Annotated in this window: 18 protein-coding genes and 1 pseudogene; 9 read left to right on the forward strand and 10 right to left on the reverse strand. The window is 65.8% G+C overall.

All coding sequences use genetic code 11. From position 1 onward, the window contains the following. Positions 1-10 precede the first annotated feature (10 nt). Both JEY66_RS38295 and JEY66_RS38300 read left to right on the forward strand, forming a co-directional pair. Positions 11-982 carry a S1C family serine protease gene (locus JEY66_RS38295; RefSeq protein ID WP_016841541.1) on the forward strand — a complete coding sequence of 324 codons (972 nt, stop codon included), beginning with the start codon at positions 11-13 and terminating at the stop codon, positions 980-982. A 24-nt stretch (positions 983-1,006) separates the two neighbouring features. Further along, positions 1,007-2,089 (forward strand): carboxylesterase family protein, encoded by a 1,083-nt coding sequence (locus JEY66_RS38300; protein WP_016841540.1) that lies wholly within the window; start codon positions 1,007-1,009, stop codon positions 2,087-2,089. A 98-nt stretch (positions 2,090-2,187) separates the two neighbouring features. Here the strand turns inward: JEY66_RS38300 and JEY66_RS38305 are convergent. Beyond that, positions 2,188-2,418 (reverse strand): annotated as a pseudogene (locus JEY66_RS38305) (SDR family NAD(P)-dependent oxidoreductase); the annotation flags it as partial. A gap of 56 nt (positions 2,419-2,474) precedes the next feature. Next, positions 2,475-3,215 carry an SDR family oxidoreductase gene (locus JEY66_RS38310; RefSeq protein WP_016841538.1) on the reverse strand — a complete coding sequence of 247 codons (741 nt, stop codon included), beginning with the start codon at positions 3,213-3,215 and terminating at the stop codon, positions 2,475-2,477. A gap of 120 nt (positions 3,216-3,335) precedes the next feature. Between JEY66_RS38310 and JEY66_RS38315 the strand changes: the two genes are divergently transcribed. Then, positions 3,336-4,223 (forward strand): LysR family transcriptional regulator, encoded by an 888-nt coding sequence (locus tag JEY66_RS38315; protein ID WP_016841537.1) that lies wholly within the window; start codon positions 3,336-3,338, stop codon positions 4,221-4,223. 63 nt (positions 4,224-4,286) lie between these two features. Further along, on the forward strand, positions 4,287-4,493 hold the full coding sequence (locus JEY66_RS38320) for a hypothetical protein (RefSeq protein ID WP_016841536.1): 207 nt from the start codon (positions 4,287-4,289) through the stop codon (positions 4,491-4,493). Positions 4,494-4,569: 76 nt separating this feature from the next. On the opposite strand, the gene JEY66_RS38325 is transcribed toward JEY66_RS38320, so the two are convergent. The 4 genes from JEY66_RS38325 to JEY66_RS38340 all read right to left on the reverse strand — a co-directional run bounded on the left by JEY66_RS38325 (position 4,570) and on the right by JEY66_RS38340 (position 7,364). Beyond that, a complete protein-coding gene (locus JEY66_RS38325) occupies positions 4,570-5,247 on the reverse strand; it encodes a DsbA family protein (RefSeq protein ID WP_018269672.1) in 678 nt (225 codons plus the stop codon). A 36-nt stretch (positions 5,248-5,283) separates the two neighbouring features. After that, complete coding sequence (locus tag JEY66_RS38330) at positions 5,284-6,021, reverse strand: sulfite exporter TauE/SafE family protein (RefSeq protein WP_016841534.1); 738 nt, start codon at positions 6,019-6,021, stop codon at positions 5,284-5,286. 237 nt (positions 6,022-6,258) lie between these two features. Continuing rightward, positions 6,259-6,981: an LrgB family protein gene (locus tag JEY66_RS38335; RefSeq protein WP_018269671.1), complete on the reverse strand. Its 723-nt coding sequence runs from the start codon at positions 6,979-6,981 to the stop codon at positions 6,259-6,261. Then, entirely contained in the window at positions 6,978-7,364 is a 387-nt protein-coding gene (locus JEY66_RS38340; protein WP_018269670.1) for a CidA/LrgA family protein, read from the reverse strand. The genes JEY66_RS38335 and JEY66_RS38340 overlap by 4 nt, the downstream gene beginning before the upstream one ends. Positions 7,365-7,720: 356 nt before the next feature. On the opposite strand from JEY66_RS38340, the gene JEY66_RS38345 reads away from it, so the two are divergent. Further along, positions 7,721-9,010, forward strand: coding sequence for an IS4 family transposase (locus JEY66_RS38345; RefSeq protein ID WP_018269112.1), 1,290 nt, complete (start codon positions 7,721-7,723; stop codon positions 9,008-9,010). A gap of 182 nt (positions 9,011-9,192) precedes the next feature. Here JEY66_RS38345 and JEY66_RS38350 read toward each other — a convergent pair whose 3' ends face one another. Next, positions 9,193-9,639: a PaaI family thioesterase gene (locus JEY66_RS38350; protein WP_026192203.1), complete on the reverse strand. Its 447-nt coding sequence runs from the start codon at positions 9,637-9,639 to the stop codon at positions 9,193-9,195. A 5-nt stretch (positions 9,640-9,644) separates the two neighbouring features. Then, positions 9,645-10,079 (reverse strand): acyl-CoA thioesterase, encoded by a 435-nt coding sequence (locus JEY66_RS38355; RefSeq protein WP_018269668.1) that lies wholly within the window; start codon positions 10,077-10,079, stop codon positions 9,645-9,647. Positions 10,080-10,283: 204 nt separating this feature from the next. Between JEY66_RS38355 and JEY66_RS38360 the strand changes: the two genes are divergently transcribed. Next, positions 10,284-10,841 (forward strand): TetR/AcrR family transcriptional regulator, encoded by a 558-nt coding sequence (locus JEY66_RS38360; RefSeq protein ID WP_026192202.1) that lies wholly within the window; start codon positions 10,284-10,286, stop codon positions 10,839-10,841. A gap of 78 nt (positions 10,842-10,919) precedes the next feature. On the opposite strand, the gene JEY66_RS38365 is transcribed toward JEY66_RS38360, so the two are convergent. Beyond that, positions 10,920-11,405, reverse strand: coding sequence for a hypothetical protein (locus JEY66_RS38365; protein WP_018269666.1), 486 nt, complete (start codon positions 11,403-11,405; stop codon positions 10,920-10,922). A gap of 222 nt (positions 11,406-11,627) precedes the next feature. On the opposite strand from JEY66_RS38365, the gene JEY66_RS38370 reads away from it, so the two are divergent. The 3 genes from JEY66_RS38370 (at position 11,628) to JEY66_RS38380 (ending at position 14,473) form a co-directional block, all read left to right on the forward strand. Then, positions 11,628-11,912 carry a PsiF family protein gene (locus tag JEY66_RS38370; protein ID WP_018269665.1) on the forward strand — a complete coding sequence of 95 codons (285 nt, stop codon included), beginning with the start codon at positions 11,628-11,630 and terminating at the stop codon, positions 11,910-11,912. Positions 11,913-12,035: 123 nt separating this feature from the next. Next, positions 12,036-13,133, forward strand: a complete 1,098-nt coding sequence (locus JEY66_RS38375; protein ID WP_018269480.1) for an ISAs1 family transposase — start codon at positions 12,036-12,038, stop codon at positions 13,131-13,133. A gap of 254 nt (positions 13,134-13,387) precedes the next feature. Continuing rightward, the gene (locus tag JEY66_RS38380; RefSeq protein ID WP_016844891.1) at positions 13,388-14,473 is read left to right on the forward strand and encodes an AbrB family transcriptional regulator; all 1,086 of its coding nucleotides are present in this window, start codon (positions 13,388-13,390) and stop codon (positions 14,471-14,473) included. 178 nt (positions 14,474-14,651) lie between these two features. Here JEY66_RS38380 and JEY66_RS38385 read toward each other — a convergent pair whose 3' ends face one another. Next, on the reverse strand, positions 14,652-15,224 hold the full coding sequence (locus JEY66_RS38385) for a disulfide bond formation protein B (RefSeq protein WP_016844892.1): 573 nt from the start codon (positions 15,222-15,224) through the stop codon (positions 14,652-14,654). Positions 15,225-15,584: the final 360 nt, after the last annotated feature.

Below are 15,584 nucleotides of genomic sequence, written 5' to 3' on the forward strand. Positions count from 1 at the left end.
AGATCCCTTGATGCCCTCCGCGACCGAATGGAAAGTGCCCGCGGCCTTTCAGCCTCGCCCCGAGGATTACCGTTACGATCTCGATCGCGCGCTGATGAGTGTGGTCGGGTTGCATTCGATCATTCCGCCGGATGCTTTCAGCGCCGAGACGCTCGGCACCGAGCGCGCCGGCAATGGCGTCCTGATCGACGACGGGCTGGTGCTGACGATCGGCTATCTGATCACCGAAGCCGCCACGGTGTGGCTGCATCTCGGCGACGGCCGCGCGGTCGAGGGCCACGCGCTCGGCTTCGATTTCGAATCCGGCTTCGGCCTGGTGCAGGCGCTCGGCCGGCTCGATCTCGAGCCGCTGCGGATCGGCTCGTCGGCGGCGACCCAGGTCGGCGACAATGTAGTGCTCGGCGGCGCCGGCGGCCGCACGCGCTCGGTCGCAAGCCAGATCGCGGCGAAGCAGGAATTCGCCGGCTACTGGGAGTATCTGCTCGACGAGGCGATCTTCACCTCTCCGTCGCATCCGAACTGGGGCGGCACCGGGCTGATCAACAATGCCGGCGAGCTGATCGGCATCGGCTCGCTGCAGCTCGAACGCGAGCGCTCGGGCCACGCCGAGCACGTCAACATGATCGTGCCGATCGATCTGCTCAATCCGGTGCTGGACGATTTGCGCAAGTACGGCCGGGTCGACAAGCCGGCACGGCCGTGGCTCGGCATGTACACGACCGAGATCGACAATCGCCTCGTGGTGGTCGGCGTCGCCAGCAAGGGACCCGCGGCGCGCGCCGAACTGAAGACCGGCGACGTGATCCTCGCGGTCGACGGCGACAAGGTGACGAGCCAGGCCGGCTTCTACCGCAAGCTCTGGTCGCTCGGCGCGGCCGGCGTCGACGTGCCGCTGACCATCTATCACGAGGGCGTCACCTTCGACGTCACGCTGACCTCGATCGACCGCATGAAGCTGTTGAAGGCGCCGCGGCTACACTAATACAAAACAGAAGAGGCAGCAGCGATGAGCGAGGCCGTGGTTGACGACATCGTGGCCGTGCTGCAGACGCTGCTGCAGACGCTGGAGTCGCTGTCCTTTGTCGCGCGCAACCTCAATCCGCCGGACTTCGATCGGGTGATGCAGATCGCGGGCGAGCCGGAGGAGGCCTTGCAGGCGGTGCGGCCGCGGCTTGCCGCATGGCCGGAGAAATTCGCGCACATCAAGACCGCGCTGGAAGCTGCGATCGAACCGGCGCTGTCCGGCTATGCGGGCCTGCGCGCAGTGCAGAACGGCGAAGGCGACCTGGTCAGCGTGTTCCGCGCGCTGCGCTATCTGCCGCGGGCGCAGGAGGCGCTCTATCCCTTGACCGAGCTGCCGCCGGTCAGCGGTTTCTTCATCGCGCCCGATCTGCGCGAGAATACCGAGTTGCAGGCGAAGCTCGCGGCCAAGCCCAACGCCGACACCGGCATCTTCCATGAGCGCAACGAGCCGGGCAGCCGCGGCGGCTTCTCGATGTACGTGCCGGAATACTACACGCCCGATCGCGCCTGGCCGCTGGTGATGGCGCTGCATGGCGGCAGCGGCAACGGCCGCGGCTTCCTGTGGAGCTGGCTGCGCGATGCGCGCAGCCGCGGCGCCATCCTGGTGGCGCCGACCGCGACCGGCCAGACCTGGGCACTGATGGGCGAGGACACCGACACGCCAAACCTCAACCGCATCCTCGACCAGGTGCGGGCGCGCTGGACGATCGACGAGACGCGCCTGCTGCTGACCGGCATGAGCGACGGCGGCACCTTCAGCTATGTGAGCGGGCTCGACGGCGCCTCGCGCTTCACGCATCTGGCGCCGGTTGCGGCGACCTTCCATCCGCTGATGGCGGAGATGGCCGACGCGGAGCGGCTGCGCGGCTTGCCGATCTTCATCACCCATGGCCGGCTCGACTGGATGTTTCCGGTGCAGACCGCGCGGCAGACCCAAGGCCTGCTGTCGGCCGCCGGCGCCAGGGTGACCTATCGCGAGATCGACGATCTCAGCCACACCTACCCGCGCGAGATCAATGCGGAGATCATGCAGTGGCTGAATGGAGCAGCTACTGGCGACACCTGAGGAAATCTCTTCCGTCACCCTGAGGAGCGCGAAGCGCGTCTCGAAGGGTCGACGGCCCGGCTGCGGCCGCGCGGCTGCATCGGGGCCGAGACGCGCTTCTGCGCAATCGCCGCATCGACCGACGCCTGCGATCCGACATCGAACTCGAGCGCGCGCAGGTCGACCGTGTTGTCGCGCGCGAACTCCTCGATATCGGCGACCGCGGCGGCGTTGCGGCCGGTGGTGTGACGCATCGAGGCGTAGACGGTGTGGCCGGCCCTGGCGAGCGCGTTGGCGGTGAGGCGGCCGAAGCCGCTCGAAGCGCCGGTGATGACGATGACCTGTTTCATGACAAATATCCCTGTGAAATCGGTTGAATGCGCGTTGGGTTGGAGATGTGCGGGCGTCAGACCAGGCCGCCATTGGCGCGCAGCGTCTGGCCGTTGATCCAGGACCCGTCGGGCCCGGCGAGGAACGACACGACAGAGGCGATGTCGTCGGGCGTGCCGAGCCGCTCCAGCGGCACCATCTTGGCGAAGCGGTCGATCAGCTCGTCCGACTTGCCGTGCAGGAACAGATCGGTCGCGGTCGGCCCGGGCGCGACCGCATTCACCGTGATGCCGCGGCCGCGCAACTCCTTGGACAGGATCGCGGTCAACGACTCGATCGCGGCCTTGGTCGCGACATAGATGCCGTAGGTCTCGAGCCTGGTGCCGACCACGCTGGTCGAGAAGTTGACGATGCGTCCGCCGTTGCGCAGCCGGCGCGCCGCCTCGCGCATGGTGTTGAAGCTGCCCTTCAAATTGACCGCGACCTGCTGGTCGAACGCGGCATCGTCGCTGTCGGCGATCTTGCCGAGCTTCATGATGCCGGCATTGTTGACCAGCACGTCGACGCCGCCGAAGGCGGCTTCCGCCGCGTCGAACATGCCGCGCACCGCGCTGGCATCGCTGACATCGGCCTTCGCGGTCAGTGCCCGGCCGCCGGCGGCCTCGATCCTGTCGGCCACCGCCTGCGCGGACTTGGCGTCGCCGGAGTAGTTGATGACGACGGTGAAGCCGTCCCTGGCAAGGCGTTCGGCAACCGCCGCGCCGATCCCGCGCGAGGCGCCCGTCACCAGGGCCACCTTGTTGGTTTGGTTGGTCATTTTCAGTCTCCCATCTGGTGGTGCGGCCGCGCCGCGTTCGATGGCAGGACACTATGCCTTGGCGTATGCCGGATAATCATGCATCTTCTGGCATCACTATTCGTTACATCCGGATAATAGATGGACCGTTTCGACGCGATGCGCGTGTTCACCCGGGTGGTCGAGCGGCGCAGCTTTTCGCTGGCCGCCGAGGATCTGGGGCTGCCGCGCTCGACGGTGACGGACGCGGTGAAGGGGCTGGAGGCGCGGCTCGGCGTGCGGCTGCTCGAGCGCACCACGCGCACGGTGCGCGCGACGCTCGACGGCGAGGCGCACTACCGCCGCTGCCTGTCGCTGATCGCGGACCTCGAGGACGCCGAGGGCGCGTTCGGCGGCGCGCGGCCGAAGGGACTGCTGCGGCTCGAGGTGCAGGGCACGCTGGCGCGGCACTTCCTGCTGCCGAACCTGCCGGGCTTCCTCGCCGAATATCCCGACATCGAGATCAACATGAGCGAGAGCGACCGCTGGGTCGATCTGATCCGCGAAGGCGTCGACTGCGTGCTGCGTTTTGGCAAGCTGCCCGACAGCGACATGATCGCGCGGCAGGTCACGATGCTGGAGCGGTTGACCTGCGCGACGCCGGATTATCTTGCGCGCTTCGGCACGCCGGTCGACCCGTTCGCACTCGACGGCCATCGCATGATCGGCATCCGCTCGCTGACCACGGGACGCCTGCGGCCGATGGAATTCGTGATCGACGGCGCGCTGAAGCAGTTTCCGCTGCCGGCGCCGATGTCGGTGACCGGCCCCGAGAGTTATCTGGCGAGCGCCAAACTCGGTCTCGGCCTCGTGCAGGTGCCGCGCTTCCATGCCGAAACCGATCTTGCCAATGGAACGCTGGTCGCGGTGCTGCAGCAATGTCCGCCGCCATCGGTGCCGGTAAACCTGCTCTATCCGCGCAACCGCCAGCTCTCGCCGCGCGTGCGCGTGTTCATCGATTACGTGATGCGGGCGTTCGCGCGAAGCTGATCGATCGCCGGAACCACAGCGAGCCCCACAACGTTATGCTTCCGACACCGGAGGGATTAGGCGATGCGGACCTTTTTCGGCATGATTTTGGGCGCGCTGCTGCTGATATGCGGCGTTTATGTCTATGACTCGATGCGGACGTCGAGCGTCGCCAATGGCGAGGTGGCGCAGGACACGCGCACCATCGTCAATTGGGACGTCGCGGCGCATGACTGGAACCTGCTGAAGACGCGCACCCGCGAGCAGTGGGACAAGATCGCGGCGAAGTAACGATTGTTTTCAAGCCGACACAAAACAAATGGCCTCTCCGGCGCCGGAGGGGCCATTTTCGTCGCAGGACGCGCGATCAATTCTGCTCGGTCTTGCGGCCCATATTGGCCTTGCGGGCGTCGGCGATCACCTGCTCGAACTGATCCATGCTGAGCACGCCCGGCACGCGGTACTTGCCGACGATGAATGACGGCGTGCCGTTGAAGCCGAATGCCAGCGCCTGCTCGTTGTTGCGCGAAAGGATCGCGTCGATCGCCTTGGCGTTGGCGTCGTGATCCTTCTTCAGGCGGTCCATGTCAAGGCCGGCGCCCGAGAGCAGCTCGGCGATGCGCGGCTCGGTGATGCGCGAATTGACCGAGATCATCGCCTCATGCGCGACGTCGAACTTGTTCTGGTACTTCGCCGCCAGCGCCATCCGCGCCGCGACCTTGGAGACCGGCCCGAGGATCGGCCAATCCTTCAGCACGAGGCGGACCTTGCCGTCGTCCTGCACCACCTGGCGCAGCTCCGGCGCGAGCTTGCGGCAATACGGGCAGTTGTAGTCGAACCATTCGACGATGGTGATGTCGCCCTTCGGGTTGCCGATCACCGGAATGTCCGGATCGCGCAGCACCTGTTCCTCGGTCAGGACATTGTCATCCTCGGCGCGCGCGGCGCCCGCAGCCATGAGCGCGATGCCGGCACCGATCAGGCCGAGCGCGCCGCGGCGGGTGGCACCGGCGTTGATCCGAGGCGATTTCGTCAGTTGGGTCATGGCTGGCTTTCGCAAGGGCTCCTCGCCCTCCTACGTTCAGGACACATCGATGTTACGCAGCAGCATATAGATCGCCACCACGATAATCACAGTCGCAAACACGATATTAAGGGCGCCGCGCCGTTCCGACAGGTGGCGGGCGCTGCGTGTGCCGAGCAGACCGCCCGCGATGCCGCCGGCGACGAATAGCCCCGCCAGGCCCCACGACACCAGCCCGGACCACGCATAGCTCAGGGCCGTGGTCATGCCGAAGGCGGTGACGGCCACCAGCGAGGAACTGACCGCGTTCATGATCGGCATCCCGGTCGCCAGCATCAGGGCCGGCACGATCAGGAAGCCGCCGCCGATGCCGAAGAAGCCGGACATGGTTCCGGTGGCAAGCCCGAGGCCGATGATCGCGGGCATGTTGGACATCGAGATCTTGACGTCGGTCAGCCCGACCCGCGCGCGGCTCTTCAGCATCAGGCCCGCGATGACCAGCATCACCAGCGAGAACAGCGCGAGCAGCTTCTGCCCCTCCAGCATCTTGCCGAGGATCGAGCCGCCGAATGCGCCCAGCATGCCTGACAGCGCGAACACCAGCGCGCAGGACCAGATCACGGTGCCGCCACGGGCGTGGTTGGAGAGATTGACTGCGGCGTTGGCAGCGACCGCGATCGCCGAGGTGCCGATCGCGACATGCGGCTCCGGCACGCCGACCACATAGACCATCAGCGGCACGGCAAGGATCGAGCCGCCGCCGCCGACCAGGCCCAGCGAAAAACCGACCAGCATGCCCGATGCCAGCCCAAGCATGCTTTGAGTTGCGGTGAAGACCAAGGGGAACAGACTCGCGTTTGAGGCGGCGACCCTAGAAGGATTTGCTGCTCAACGCCATACCAATAGCACAAAACTGCCCTGCAGCCGGACTCTCTATATCAGCATGATCTCCGCGCAAACGCGTTGCGTTTGTCGCGAGGGAAAACCGGTTCCCACTTTGCGCTAACGCGGCCCTCCGGGTCCGGATCATGCTCAGCGCAGCAGATAAGTCACAGCCAGCGGCACCAGCAGCGAGGTGACCAGCGCATTCAGGCTCATCGCGATCCCGGCAAACACGCCAGCGACCTCATCGACCTGGAAGGCGCGCGCGGTGCCGATGCCATGGGCGGCGATGCCCGCCGCAAAGCCGCGGGCGCGAAAGTCGGTGATGCCGGTGAAGTTCATCAGGGGCGTGACGATGATCGCTCCCATGATGCCGGTGAGGATCACCGACACCGCGGTCAGCGAGGGATCGGCATGCAGGGATTCGCTGATGCCCATCGCAACGCCGGCCGTGACCGATTTCGGCGCCAACGACAGGATGACGTGGCGCGGCAGCCCGAACGCCTGCGCCAGCAGCACCACCGAGACGATCGCCGTCAGCGAGCCGATCGCGAGCGCAACCAGCATCGGCAGGATCGCCGCCGCGACCCGCCTGCGGTTCTCGTAGAGCGGCACCGCGAGCGCCACCGTCGCCGGCCCGAGCAGGAAGTGCACGAACTGCGCGCCGGCAAAATAGGTGGTGTAGGTGGTCCCGGTCAGCAGCAGGAACACGCCGATGATCCATACCGAATGCAGCACGGGATTGGCGAGCGGGTGCCGCCTTGTCTTCAGCGACACCGCGTCGGCCACCGCATAGGTCAACAGCGTCACCGTCAGCCAGAGCAGCGGCGACTGCGAGAGGTAGACCCAGAGCGAGAACGGATTGTCGCTCACGGCCGCTCCTCCTCGCGCGAAAGCAGGCTGCTCGCCGCAACGAAGGTCGCAACCGTCGCCAGCAGGGTGACGATGACCGACACCGCGAGGATCACCAGGACGGCGATGCCGTGCTCGGCGAGCAGATCGAGCTTCTGCACCACGCCGACGCCGGCCGGGATGAACAGCAGCGAGAGATTGGCGAGCATGCCGCGACTCGCGCTCTCGACGCCGTCATCGCCGAGCGGCCCGCGCGCCAGCGCCGGAAAGCGGTCGCGCGCCAACAGCAGCAACAGCAGCAGCACGAGGCCGACCACCGGACCCGGCACCGGCACCGCCAGCGCGCGCACGGCGACCTCGCCGACCAGCTGGCAGAGCAGGATCAGGCTGAGGCTGGCGATCATGGCAGGAAGCTCACGCGACACATCCGCCTATCAGGTCGGTGTGGCGATGGCTTGTCAATGCGCCGGTCTTGGATGCGTGCGCAGATCTTGGGCGCCGCTGCTTTCAAATCCGTCACACCTTCTCAGACCATCATCCCCGCTTGTCGTCCCTGCTTTCGCACTAGGGCATGCACATATTTGGTGCGGCGGATTGACTCGGGATGGAGACAGGGGATTCCAGAATCGGCGATCCGTGTGATTTCTATTGCGACGCTCCAGGTTGGACGGGGGTGTCGGGTGTTGTTACGAATTGACTGGACGTTAGGACGGTTCGGGGATCGTCGTCTCGATAAAGGGGGGCGGCGCTCGTCGAACGCATGGTTGCGGGCAAGACGGTCTGCCTGCGGCGGCTTTCCAGGGGTGATCGTGCGCTGGAGGTGCGGTTCAACCGCTTTCTCGGCCACGACAAGGTGACGGCGGAGCGGATCATCGAAAGCTGGGGCGACAGCACGGTTGCCGCGGTAGAGGGCCGCCATGTGCTGGCGATCCAGGACACCAGCGAGATCCACTTCAACACCACGCCGCAACGCCGGCGCGGGCTCGGCGAAATCGGCAAGGGCAATAACCACGGCGTGCTGCTGCATCCGCTGCTGGCCGTGGATGCCGACGATGGCAGCTGTCTTGGACTTTTGAGTGGGCAGGTATGGACGCGCCAGGGGCGTCGCACCACGACGCATGACGCACGTGACTTGTCTGACAAGGAATCGCAACGCTGGATATCCACCGCCATTGCGGCCAAGCCGCTGCTCACCGCTGCCGGAACGGTGACGGTCCTCGGTGATCGCGAGAGCGATATCTTTGCCCTTTATGCCAGCTCGGCCGAGCAGCACTTCCATGTCATCGCGCGCAGCATGCATGATCGCAAGCTTGCCGACCGCACCGGCCTGTATGAGGCCACCGACGCCATGCCTGTGGTGGATCGGAGGGCGATCCAACTGCCTGCGCGCGCGGCGCGACCGGCACGTCAGGCCCATCTCGAACTCCGCTTTGGCGCAATCGAGCTTGCCCGCCCGCAGAGCAAGTTCCTGCGCCATTTGCCGAAAAGCTTGCCGCTGGCGGTGGTCGACGTGTGCGAGATCAATGCCGGGCCCGGCGCAGAGCCGCTGCACTGGCGTCTGATCACCTCTCACGAGATCGCCACCGTCGACGACGCCTGGCGTATCGTCGAATGGTACAAGCAGCGCTGGATCATCGAGCAGTTCTTCCGCGTCCTGAAGACGCAGGGCCTCAAGCTCGAAGACAGCCAGATCGGAACCGCCGATCGTCTCCTCAAACTGGTCGCTATCGCCGCCAAGGCAGCCGTCATCACCATCCAGCTTCTGCAAGCGCGCGATGGCGGTCAGCAGCCCATTCGCGTTGCCTTCAACGACAACGAGATCAACGCGCTTGCCGCCCTCAACCGGCAACTCGAGGCCAGGAGCAAGCGACTGAAAAACCCACATCCGCCCGACAGCCTCACCTGGGCAGCCTGGATCATCGGCCGCCTTGGCGGTTGGGACGGCTACCCGTCGTCTAAACCTCCAGGCCCCATCACCTTCAAAAATGGCCTCGAATACTTCCTGGCCGTCGCAGCAGGATGGAGCCTCAGAGATATGTGCATGCCCTAGTGCGAAAGCAGGGACCCATAACCACCGCATTCGGTGATGACCGGGATCGTGGCCCCAGCAAGCGCAACAATTGAGATTCGGGGTAATGGGTCCGGCCTTCGCCAGGACGACACGGGGTGTGTGGCGCGACCTGCATTCACAATCGTCGTCCCTGCGAAAGCAACGCGCGCAGAGTTAGGCTTCTACCCTTCCCGCCGTGCCAGCGCCATCAGCGTGCCGCTCATGGTCGCGACCAGCGTCTCGACGCCGTCCTGGATCGCATAGGCTCGGCCGTCGCAGACCGTCAGCGTGCGGCCGGGCTTGACCACGACGCCGCGGAACACGAACCGCTCGCCGCGGGCCGGCGCCAAGAGGTTGGTCTTGAACTCCACGGTGAGGATGTCGGAGCCTTCGGGCATCAGCGTGAAGGCGGCGATGCCGCAGGCATTGTCGAGGCCCGCGGTGATGATCCCGGCATGCACGAAGCCGTTCTGCTGGCAGAACTCCGGTGCATAGGGCATCGCGAGATCGACTTCACCGGGCTCCATGCGCGCGATCGAGATACCAAGCGTCTGCATCGCGCGCTGGCGCGCGAACGTATCGGTCGCGACCGCGTGATAATCGGGATTCTTCGGCTCGAAGCGGGGCATCGCGGTCACGCACTCACGGGTTCTGACGGGACGAGATGCGGCATCGCGGCGTAGCGGATCGCCGGCGCAAACGGCGCCGCCTTGCGCGCGGCGCGATCGATATGCACGGCCGCGATCTCGCAGGTCGCGGCAATTTCGCCGGTCTCCGCATTGCGCATCTCGTGCAGGATGCGGATCGACTTGTCGCGGAACTCGACCAGCCGGCTCTTGACCTCGACGAGGTCGCCGGCGAGCAGTTCGCGCTTGTAGGAGATGTTCTGCTGCACGGCGGCCATGCCGCGGCCGGACTCGCGCAGATAGCTCGGCGTCAGGCCGAGCCGCGCGAACATGTTCCAGCTCGCCTCATCGAACTTGCCGACATACCACATGACGTTCATGTGGCCGATGTGGTCGCAGTGCCAGGGATAGACCGTGCCGCGATAGGTCGCCTCGCCTTCCATCCTGCCGCTCCTCGATTGCTGATACGGTAGCGTATCAAGATCGAGGCAGGCTAGCAATACGGTACCGTATCAAAGCATGATCCGGAAAGGTGCGAAGCGGTTTTCCCTCGCGACAAGCGCAACGCGTTTGCGCGGAGATCATGCTCAAACAAGCGACTAGTGCGCGATAACGATCCGATCGCGCACCAGGTACGCGGAGATCACATGACTGAAAGCAAGGGCGACGTCTGGGTCGCGGCGGGCTTTGCCGAACTCGCGCATAGCGGGGTCGACGGCGTACGGGTCGAGGTGCTGGCGAAGAATCTCGGCGTCACCAAGGGCGGCTTCTACCGCCGCTTCAGGGATCGCGCCGCGCTGCTCGAGGCCATGCTGACGCGCTGGCGCGACGGCCGCATCGCATCGATCGAGAAGCAGACCGCACTCGACGGCGCCAGCGCGCGCGAGCGGCTGAAGGCGATCATCACACTGTATTCGGAGCGCATGAACACCGAGGCGATGGCGGTCGAGCTCGCGATCCGGCAATGGGCGCGCACCGATGGGGCCGCTGCCGCCGCCGCCGCGAGCGTCGATGCCGCGCGGCTGAAGAATGTCGCCCAGCTCTATCGCGCCACCGGGCTGCCGACTGAAGAGGCCGATGCGCAAGCCTTCCTGTTCTACTGCTTCATCTTCGGCCAGAGCCTGCTGTTCCTCGAGCGCGGCCCGCGCAAGCGCGCGCAATTGCTGGCGCAGTCGGCGGACAAGCTGCTGGCGGAAAAGCAGTAAAGGGCTGCAGCCGATAGAGCCGGTGCAAACGGAAAGCGGCCGGCTAACGCCGGCCGCTCGCCGAACCCGGAGGCCGACTCAGGCGCCCTTCAGGCGCTTGTTGCATTCGCTGTAATAGCCGCCGCCCTTCTGGATCCACTTCAGGCCGCCATTGCCGCCGGTGGCCTTGTTGGCATTGTACTGGTCGACGCAGGTGTGCATGCGTCCCTTGCCTTCGGACTCCTTGGCGTATTTGGGATCGATAGCATTCGGAAACACGGCGGGTCCTGACGGCGCCGCCGGTGCCGCGGCGGGCGCCTGCTTGGCTTCCTTCGGCGCGGCCGGAGCGGGCGCGGCGGCTGCCGGCGGCGGAGCAGCGGGCGCTGCGGCCGGGGTCGCGTCGGCGCCGCACTGCGCCTTGCGGAAATCATTCCACTTCTGGCCGCCGAGGGTGCCGGCCGACTTGGCCGCCTGGTACTTGGCGCTGCATTCCTGCGCGGTCAGGGCCTGCGCCGGCGCGCTCGCCGCAAAGGCTGCAAAGCCCGACACCGCAATCACGCACAACAATCTGGTCTGAATGGTCATCCCTGGTCTCCCGTCATCCCTGGTTTCCCCTTGGTTTCCCTTGGTTGGTTTCCCTTGGGGGGCATTGGCGTAAGACCATTATCCTAGCGCAACCCCGACTTGCGACAACGCACCAGCGCGCCTGCGCGTTAAAATATTGTGGCGGCGGGACCGCTGCATGTTCATCCACGGTTCAGCATCGTCGCGCGACGTTTCGGCCCTCTTTCCCTCACGAGGTGCCCCATGAAGACGATTTCCACGCTCGCGTCCGCAACCGCCCTTGCCTCCCTGCTGCTGATGGGCGGCGCTTTCGCGCAAACGGCCGCGCCCGCCGCCAAGGACGCCGCTCCGAAGGCCGAGACCAAGGCGCCGGCCGAGAAGAAGCCGCGCACCGCCGAATCGCTGGAATGCTCGAAGGAAGCGGACGCCAAGGGGCTGCACGGCAAGGAGCGCAAAAAATTCCGCGCCGAGTGCAAGAAGGAGAAGTCGGGCGGCGGCGGCGCCGCTGCGCCCGCGGCGACGAAGTAATACGCACGCTCTGGCCACCCTCCCCTGGAGGGCAGGGGAATCGCATGTGGTGCGCATGCAAGTAGTTGCCAAATCGAAGGAAAGGGATTCTGAAGGCAGCTCCTGATCTGAAGGGAGCGGCCGATGCAACGATTTGCCGAGTGCTTTGAGGATTTGCCGGACCCGCGGGCCGACAACGCGCTGCATGACCTGACCGAGATCTTGTTCATCGCGCTGATGGCGACGCTGTGTGGGGCGACGAGTTGCACGGATATGGCGCTGTTTGCCCGGATGAAGGCCTACCTTTGGCAGGATGTTCTGGTGCTCAGGAACGGCCTGCCGAGCCACGACACGTTCAGTCGGGTGTTCCGGATGCTCGACCCGAAGGCGTTTGAGGTCGCGTTCCGGCGTTTTATGAAGGATTTTGCGCAAGGCGCGAAGATCAAGCGGCCGCGCGGTGTGATCGCGCTCGACGGCAAAGCGTTGCGACGCGGCTACGAACGCGGCAGGAGCCACATGCCGCCGGTGATGGTGACCGCCTGGGCGGCGCAGACGCGCATGGCGCTTGCCAATGTGCTGGCGCCGAACAACAACGAAGTCGATGGCGCCCTGCAGTTGCTTGAGCTCCTGCAGCTCAAGGGCTGCGTAGTCACGGCCGATGCCCTGCATTGCCACCGCGCGATGGCCAAAGCGATCGTGGCACGGGGCGGTGACTACGTGCTGGCGGTGAAGGCGAACCAGCCCGCTCTGTTGGAGGATGCCAAAGCCGCAATCTGCGCCGTCAAACGCAAGGGCAAGACTTCGCTCACTACCACCGATGCGGACCATGGACGCACCGACAAGCGTGTTGCTCTCGTTGCGCCGGCTCCCGGCATGGCCAAGAAGCACGACTTCCCGGGCCTCAAAGCCGTCGCCCGCATCACCAGCAAGCGTGGACAGGACGACACGGTCGAGCGCTACTTCCTGATGAGCCGCCCCTACAGCCGCAAAGACGTCCTGCGTATCGTCCGCGCTCATTGGGGCATCGAAAATAACCTGCACTGGCCGCTCGACGTCACCCTCGACGAGGACCTCGCCCGCAACCGCAAGGACAACGGGCCGGCCAACCTGGCCGTGCTCAGGCGCCTGGCCCTCAACGTCGCCCAAGCCCACCCGGACACGACAAGCTCCCTGCGCGGCAAGCTCAAACGCGCCGGATGGAACGATGCGTTCCTCTTCGAACTCCTCGGTCACATGCGATAGCCCTGCCCTGGAGGGGGAGGGTCGGCAAGCATCGCGCGAAGCAAGATGCTTGGCGGGGTGGGGTGACGGTCTCTCGCATCTGGTGCTGCCCGTGCTGAGAGATCACCCCACCCCGCCTCGCATTCGCTTCGCTTCATGCGAAGCGACCCTCCCCCTCCAGGGGAGGGTGAAGCAGGATTCGTCGCGTTTTCCGGTGCAATGCTGCAATCGCGAGATGCATTTGTCGCGTTCACGCGAATTTGCCATAAGGCGGCGTGACCCTGATCCGCGCTTCGATGGCAACGGCCATTCCCGACCGCAGCAAAGTCCTGAACGGGCTCGAGACCCTCGTCATCGGCACCGTCGGCGGCTTGCTGTTTCTGTGGGCAGAATTGCCGGGCGGCCTGATCTCGGGAGCGATGGTCGCGGTCGCGATCGCCGCATTGGCCGGACGGCCGCTCGCGGTGCCGGCGGTGCTGACGCAGTCGGTGCTGCTGCTGCTCGGCATCTCTCTGGGATCGCTGATGTCGCAGCAATTGCTGCAGCACATGAGCTCCTATCCGCTCACCATCGGCCTGCTGGCACTGGCGACGTTCTGCTCGACCTTCGGCTCGAGCCTCTATCTGCAACGCATCCATGGCTGGGACCAGACCTCGGCCTTCCTCGCCGGCAGCCCCGGCGCGCTGTCGCAGATCACGATCCTGGCCGCGGAAAAGGGCGCCGACGTCGCGGCGATCGCCGTGGTGCAGACCATGCGCGTCATCATCCTGACCGCGGCGCTGCCGCTGGTGCTGGCGCTGACCGGGGTGACGCATGCCGCACCGCCGCCATTGCCGACCTCGGTCGCCTCGCCGTTCGGCCTCGTCGCGCTGGTCGCCCTATCGATCGGCGTCTCGCTGCTGCTGCGCTGGATCAAATTCCCCGCCAGCTGGATGTTCGGCGCGATGCTCGCCTCCAGCCTGCTGCACGGCTCCGGGCTGGTCGATGGCGGCCTGCCGCCCTGGCTGCGCAATGTCGCGCTGGTCGGCATCGGCGCCATCATCGGCACCCGCTTCGCGCGGATGAAAACCTCGACCCTGCTCAGTCATGTCAATGCCGGGCTCGGCTCGTTTGCGATTGCCATCCTGATCTCGGCCGTGTTCGTCGCGGTGATCGGCTTCACCACCCATGTGCGGCTCGCCGACGTCGTGGTCGCCTTTGCCCCCGGCGCGATGGACGCGATGCTGGCGCTGGCGTTGACGCTGCACATCGACCCGATCTTCGTCGGCGCGCATCATCTGTCGCGCTTCCTATTCGTCACCATCTCGACGCCGGGCATCATCCATCTGTTCGGCCGCCCGCAGGACGACGTCGACGATTAACTCGATGGCGAATCTGTTGATCCCGTCATCCTGAGGAGCGCGAAGCGCGTCTCGAAGGATCAACGGCCCCGCTGGTGGCCGTGCATGCTTCGAGACGGCCGCAAGGCGGCCTCCTCCAGCGACAAAGGCGAAGCCTTTGCGCGGGCATGACGGATCACGGGAAGCGTGCCTTTCGACCTCAGGCCCTCACGGCCTTCATCACGCCCCAACCGGCGATCGCGGCCATCACGAGCGAGATCAGCACGTTGTAGCCGGCCAGCGAAATGCCGAGGAAGCGCCACTGCACCTCGTCGCAGCGGACCACCTTGACCTTGTCGAGCTGGTCCAACAGCGAGCCGGCCTTGCCGAAATCCACCATCGGGCCGGTGCAATCGGTCGGTCCCGGCCAGAACCCCCATTCGACACCGGCGTGATAGGTGCCGAGCCCGGCATTGGCGAACGCGGCGAGGCCGAGGATCACGAGGCCCGCGAGCAGCACCGGCCGCGGCGCGCCGCGGGCGGCCGCGAGCGCCACCACGGCGCCGAGCGGCACCGCAAGGTAATAGGCATAGCGCTGCTCGAGGCAGAGCGGACAGGGCATGATCTCCAGCACGAGCTGGAAGAACCAGGCGCCGGCCAGGGTCGCCGCCGCGATCACCGCAATCGCCAGCGCCGAGGTCAGCGCCGGATTGCCGGCGGCGGAAGCATGCGACGGATGGGCAGTGGCAATCGTCACGTCGGTCCTCCTGCGGGCATCGTTCGGGAGGGTCATGGGCCCTGCTCCAAGATCGTCGATTGCGGTCGTATCGCGTGAAAATACCGCTGTCGAGGCGCGGGACAATCACTTCCGCGCGGGTTGACCGTGACGGCCGCCGTCCGCCGCGGTCAGATCGCGTTCAGTCGATGATGCGTGGGAACGCGCAGGCCCCACTGGGTCATCGCCGCCTGCAACTCATCGGAAAAGAGAAGACTCGGATTGAGCAGCCTGCGTTCATGTGCGTCATCGAGATCGACGAACCGGACAATACCGTTACGCTCGCGCCTCCGCCCAGAAGTAGGTTGCCGCAGCCGTGGCTAGGCTTGGGGACGGTGGCAGCGGAGGCCGCCGCCGGGCAAACTCTTCCGTGACCGC

The organism is Bradyrhizobium elkanii USDA 76 (assembly GCF_023278185.1).
Lineage (GTDB): Bacteria > Pseudomonadota > Alphaproteobacteria > Rhizobiales > Xanthobacteraceae > Bradyrhizobium > Bradyrhizobium elkanii.

Excerpts from the sequence above, each read along its gene's own strand:
- JEY66_RS38360 (WP_026192202.1), top strand. The coding sequence starts at position 10,284 with ATGACTGAAAGCAAGGGCGACGTCTGGGTCGCGGCGGGCTTTGCCGAA.
- JEY66_RS38365 (WP_018269666.1), bottom strand. The coding sequence starts at position 11,405 with ATGACCATTCAGACCAGATTGTTGTGCGTGATTGCGGTGTCGGGCTTT.
- JEY66_RS38325 (WP_018269672.1), bottom strand. The coding sequence starts at position 5,247 with ATGACCCAACTGACGAAATCGCCTCGGATCAACGCCGGTGCCACCCGC.
- JEY66_RS38370 (WP_018269665.1), top strand. The coding sequence starts at position 11,628 with ATGAAGACGATTTCCACGCTCGCGTCCGCAACCGCCCTTGCCTCCCTG.
- JEY66_RS38340 (WP_018269670.1), bottom strand. The coding sequence starts at position 7,364 with ATGATCGCCAGCCTCAGCCTGATCCTGCTCTGCCAGCTGGTCGGCGAG.
- JEY66_RS38295 (WP_016841541.1), top strand. The coding sequence starts at position 11 with ATGCCCTCCGCGACCGAATGGAAAGTGCCCGCGGCCTTTCAGCCTCGC.
- JEY66_RS38355 (WP_018269668.1), bottom strand. The coding sequence starts at position 10,079 with ATGGAAGGCGAGGCGACCTATCGCGGCACGGTCTATCCCTGGCACTGC.
- JEY66_RS38330 (WP_016841534.1), bottom strand. The coding sequence starts at position 6,021 with ATGCTGGTCGGTTTTTCGCTGGGCCTGGTCGGCGGCGGCGGCTCGATC.
- JEY66_RS38385 (WP_016844892.1), bottom strand. The coding sequence starts at position 15,224 with ATGACCCTCCCGAACGATGCCCGCAGGAGGACCGACGTGACGATTGCC.
- JEY66_RS38345 (WP_018269112.1), top strand. The coding sequence starts at position 7,721 with ATGGTTGCGGGCAAGACGGTCTGCCTGCGGCGGCTTTCCAGGGGTGAT.
- JEY66_RS38320 (WP_016841536.1), top strand. The coding sequence starts at position 4,287 with ATGCGGACCTTTTTCGGCATGATTTTGGGCGCGCTGCTGCTGATATGC.
- JEY66_RS38310 (WP_016841538.1), bottom strand. The coding sequence starts at position 3,215 with ATGACCAACCAAACCAACAAGGTGGCCCTGGTGACGGGCGCCTCGCGC.
- JEY66_RS38315 (WP_016841537.1), top strand. The coding sequence starts at position 3,336 with ATGGACCGTTTCGACGCGATGCGCGTGTTCACCCGGGTGGTCGAGCGG.
- JEY66_RS38300 (WP_016841540.1), top strand. The coding sequence starts at position 1,007 with ATGAGCGAGGCCGTGGTTGACGACATCGTGGCCGTGCTGCAGACGCTG.
- JEY66_RS38375 (WP_018269480.1), top strand. The coding sequence starts at position 12,036 with ATGCAACGATTTGCCGAGTGCTTTGAGGATTTGCCGGACCCGCGGGCC.
- JEY66_RS38350 (WP_026192203.1), bottom strand. The coding sequence starts at position 9,639 with ATGCCCCGCTTCGAGCCGAAGAATCCCGATTATCACGCGGTCGCGACC.